Origin of the sequence: Microbacterium sp. UBA3394 (genome assembly GCF_002358725.1) — a bacterium.
GTDB lineage: Bacteria > Actinomycetota > Actinomycetes > Actinomycetales > Microbacteriaceae > Microbacterium > Microbacterium luteum.
Window position 1 is genome coordinate 1 of record NZ_DEPK01000137.1, and the last position, 3313, is coordinate 3313.

General features: G+C 70.9%; 3 protein-coding genes. 2 read left to right on the plus strand and 1 reads right to left on the minus strand.

Annotated elements, in window-relative coordinates:
- Nucleotides 1-140: 140 nt before the first annotated feature.
- Nucleotides 141-2378 carry a beta-glucosidase gene (locus B4E30_RS08240; protein ID WP_286794644.1) on the minus strand — a complete coding sequence of 746 codons (2238 nt, stop codon included), beginning with the start codon at nucleotides 2376-2378 and terminating at the stop codon, nucleotides 141-143.
- Nucleotides 2379-2472: 94 nt separating this feature from the next.
- Here B4E30_RS08240 and B4E30_RS08245 point away from each other — a divergent pair, with 94 nt between their 5' ends.
- On the plus strand, nucleotides 2473-3066 hold the full coding sequence (locus B4E30_RS08245) for a TetR/AcrR family transcriptional regulator (RefSeq protein WP_286794646.1): 594 nt from the start codon (nucleotides 2473-2475) through the stop codon (nucleotides 3064-3066).
- Nucleotides 3063-3313 (plus strand): carboxylesterase family protein (locus tag B4E30_RS08250; RefSeq protein WP_286794649.1); only part of this gene is annotated, 251 nt, incomplete at its 3' end. The genes B4E30_RS08245 and B4E30_RS08250, both read left to right, overlap by 4 nt.

The window sequence follows — 3313 nt, forward strand, 5'->3', positions numbered from 1 at the left end:
CTCATGCTCGGAGCCCTGGTGACCGTCGGCATGGCGTGCGCCGTGTACGTCGTCGGCATCGCCGCATCCCGTCTCTGACCCGGCACGCGAGCAGAACGCCGAGCGCACGGTCGCGGCGTGCACTCGGCGTCCTGAGCGGGTCAGCCCGCGGAGCCGATCAGCTCCTCGATCTGCTCGTACGTCACCGGCAGTCCCGGGAAGCCGGCGAGTCGGCCGATGGGGAAGGACGCCATCATCTTCTGCATGCCCTCGTCGCTGGCCATGATCCCGGCACCGTCGCCCATGAGGCCGGCGAGCGCCTGCTGCACGACGGGACCGGCGACCGGATGCGTCAGGACCTCGCCGATGGACGAGTTCATCGACAGCGGCAGCACGAGCTCGTCGCCGGTGACGGCGACCCCGGTCGTGGCGCGGATGTCGCGGCTCGACGCGGCGACCTCGAGCGTGTACTCCCCCGACTCGACGATCCACTCGTCGACGCGGATGTCCCAGTAGGCGAGGTCGGCACGGCGCACCGTCAGCTCGGCGGTGACCGTCTCACCGGCGGCGACGGCGACCGAGGCGAAGGCCTTCAGCTCACGCGGCGCGCGCTGCACGATCGATCCGGGAAGCGAGGTGTAGACCTGCACGACCTCTCGGCCGTCGCGGTCGCCCGTGTTGGTGACGGGCACGCTGACGCGGATGTCTCCCGACGCGGTCACGGATGCGGTCGCCTCCCCGTAGGAGAACGTCGTGTACGACAGACCGTGGCCGAACGGGTAGGCAACCTCGAGCTTCTTCGCGTCGTACCAGCGATAGCCGACGAGGATTCCTTCGCCGTAGCGCACGTGGCCGAACTCGCCGGGGAACGTGCCGTAGGCGGAGTTGTCCTCGAGACGCATCGGGATCGTCTCGGTGAGCTTGCCCGAGGGGTTCACGGCACCGTAGAGCACATCGGCGGTCGCCGAGCCGCCCGCCTGGCCGAGCAGCCATCCCTCGACGATCGCCGGCACGGTGTCGGCGAAGGGCAGCGCCACGACGCCGCCGTTGGAGAGCACGACGACCGTGTTCGCGTTCGCGGCGACGACCTCGTCGAGCAGCGCCAGCTGGGCCGCGGGGAGGTCGATGTGCTCGCGGTCGAAGCCCTCGGACTCGTCGGCGGCGGGCAGGCCGAGGAAGACGAGCGCCACCTCGGCGCCCCGCGCGGCCTCGACCGCTTCGGCGCGCAGGGCATCCGCATCGCCCGAACCGTCGAAGGTGAAGCCCGCGGCGTAGGCGACATCGCCCTCGGCGTGATCGCGGATGCCGTCCAGGGCGCTGTCGAGGCGCGTCGGGTTGATGTTGCTCGACCCGGCGCCCTGATAGCGGGGGGTCTCGGCGAACGCGCCGATGACCGCCACCCGAGCCGAGGGGGCGATGGGCAGGACGCCGCCGTCGTTCTTCAGCAGGACGATCGAGCGTCCGGCGGCCTCGCGGGCGAGGGCGTGGTGGGCGTCGACGTCGAGCGGCCCGTCGACGGCGGGGCGCTGCTGCGCCTTGCGGACCAGATCGACGACCCGGCCGGCGGCCAGGTCGACGGCCGACTCGTCGAGCTCGCCGGCGCGCACGGCCTCGACGATCTGGCGGTCGGTGCGGCCGCCGCTGGAGGGCATCTCCAGATCGAGCCCGGCCGGCAGGCCCTTCACGCGGTCGTTGACGGCGCCCCAGTCCGACACGACGAGGCCCTCATAGCCCCATTCGCCGCGCAGCACATCCGTCAGCAGCCACGGATCCTCGCTGGCCCACACCCCGTTGATGCGGTTGTACGAGCACATGACGGTCCAGGGCTGGGTGTCCTGGACGACGCGCTGGAACCCGCGCAGGTAGATCTCACGCAGCGGACGCGGGTCGATGTCGGAGCTGGATCGCATACGGTCCCACTCCTGGTTGTTCGCCGCGAAGTGCTTCAGCGACGAGCCGACACCCTGGGACTGGATGCCGCGCACGAGTCCCGCGCCGATCTCGCCCGAGACGATCGGGTCTTCGGAGACGTACTCGAAGTTGCGCCCGCACAGCGGCGAGCGCTTGATGTTGATGCCGGGCCCGAGGATGACGGCGACGTCTTCGATCGCCGACTCGACACCGAGCGCCTCGCCGACGCGTTCAGCCAGTTCGACGTCCCACGAGGAGCCGAGCCCGACGGCGGGCGGGAAGCACGTGGCCGGCACGCTGTCGGCGATGCCGAGGTGGTCGCTGGCGCCGGCCTGCTTGCGGAGGCCGTGCGGGCCGTCGGTCATCATGATCGACGGGATGCCGGCGTGGTCGACGGCCGTCGTGGTCCAGAAGTCGGCGCCGCTGGTGAGAGCGGCCTTCTCCTCGAGGGAGAGATCCGCGACGCGCGGCGGGTTCGGGTCGGTCATGGGAGGCCTTTCTCGATGGCTCGGCGATGAGGACAAGCAAAACCTTACGTCATTCGGTTTTGAGAAATCAAGCATTGTTCGGTTTACTTCTCCCATGGCACGAAGAGGTTCCTACGCGAAGGGCGTGGCGAAGCGAGAGGAGATCCTCGAGCGAGCCCTCGACGTGATCGCGCGCGAGGGGTTCCGTCGCACATCCGTCAAAGACCTCGCCGAGGCCGTCGGTCTCAGCCAGGCCGGGCTCCTGCACTACTTCGGCACGAAGGAGCAGCTGTTCACCGAGATCCTCCGCAAGCGCGACGAGCTCGACGACGCCGCGCTCGGCGCCGCGACCGGCGACCGGACGGACGTCGACGCCATGCGCGAGGGCTGGGTCGGCGTCATCCGCCACAACCAGCGCGTGCCGGGACTGGTGCACCTGTTCGCCGCGCTGTCCGTCGACGCCGCGGACGCGGAGCATCCGGCGCACGAGTACTTCATCGAGCGGAACAGGCGCCTGCGAGAGACCCTCGCCGAGGCCATCGAGGATCGCCTCGACCCGCGCGTCGATCCGGAGACCGCCGGGCGCCTGCTGCAGGCGGTGGCCGACGGACTGCAGCTGCAGTGGATGCTCGAGCCCGACCTCGACATGGCCGCCGCGACCGGCGCGCTCCTCGACATCCTCGTGCCGCCCGGGGAGGATGCGACGTGAGCGCCGGTCCGGTCGCCGACACTTCCGCCGGCCGCGTGCGCGGCCGATGGCGCGACGTCGACGGCATCCGTTCGGCGGCCTTCCTCGGCATCCCGTACGCCGAGCCGCCGGTGGGCGACCTGCGGTTCGCCGCGCCCGTGCCGCGCACGCCCTGGGACGGCGAGCGCGACGCGACCGGATTCGGCGCGACCCCGCAGCGGATCGACGGCGGCGAGACGCTCATCCCGGAACCGGCGATCGCGGGAGA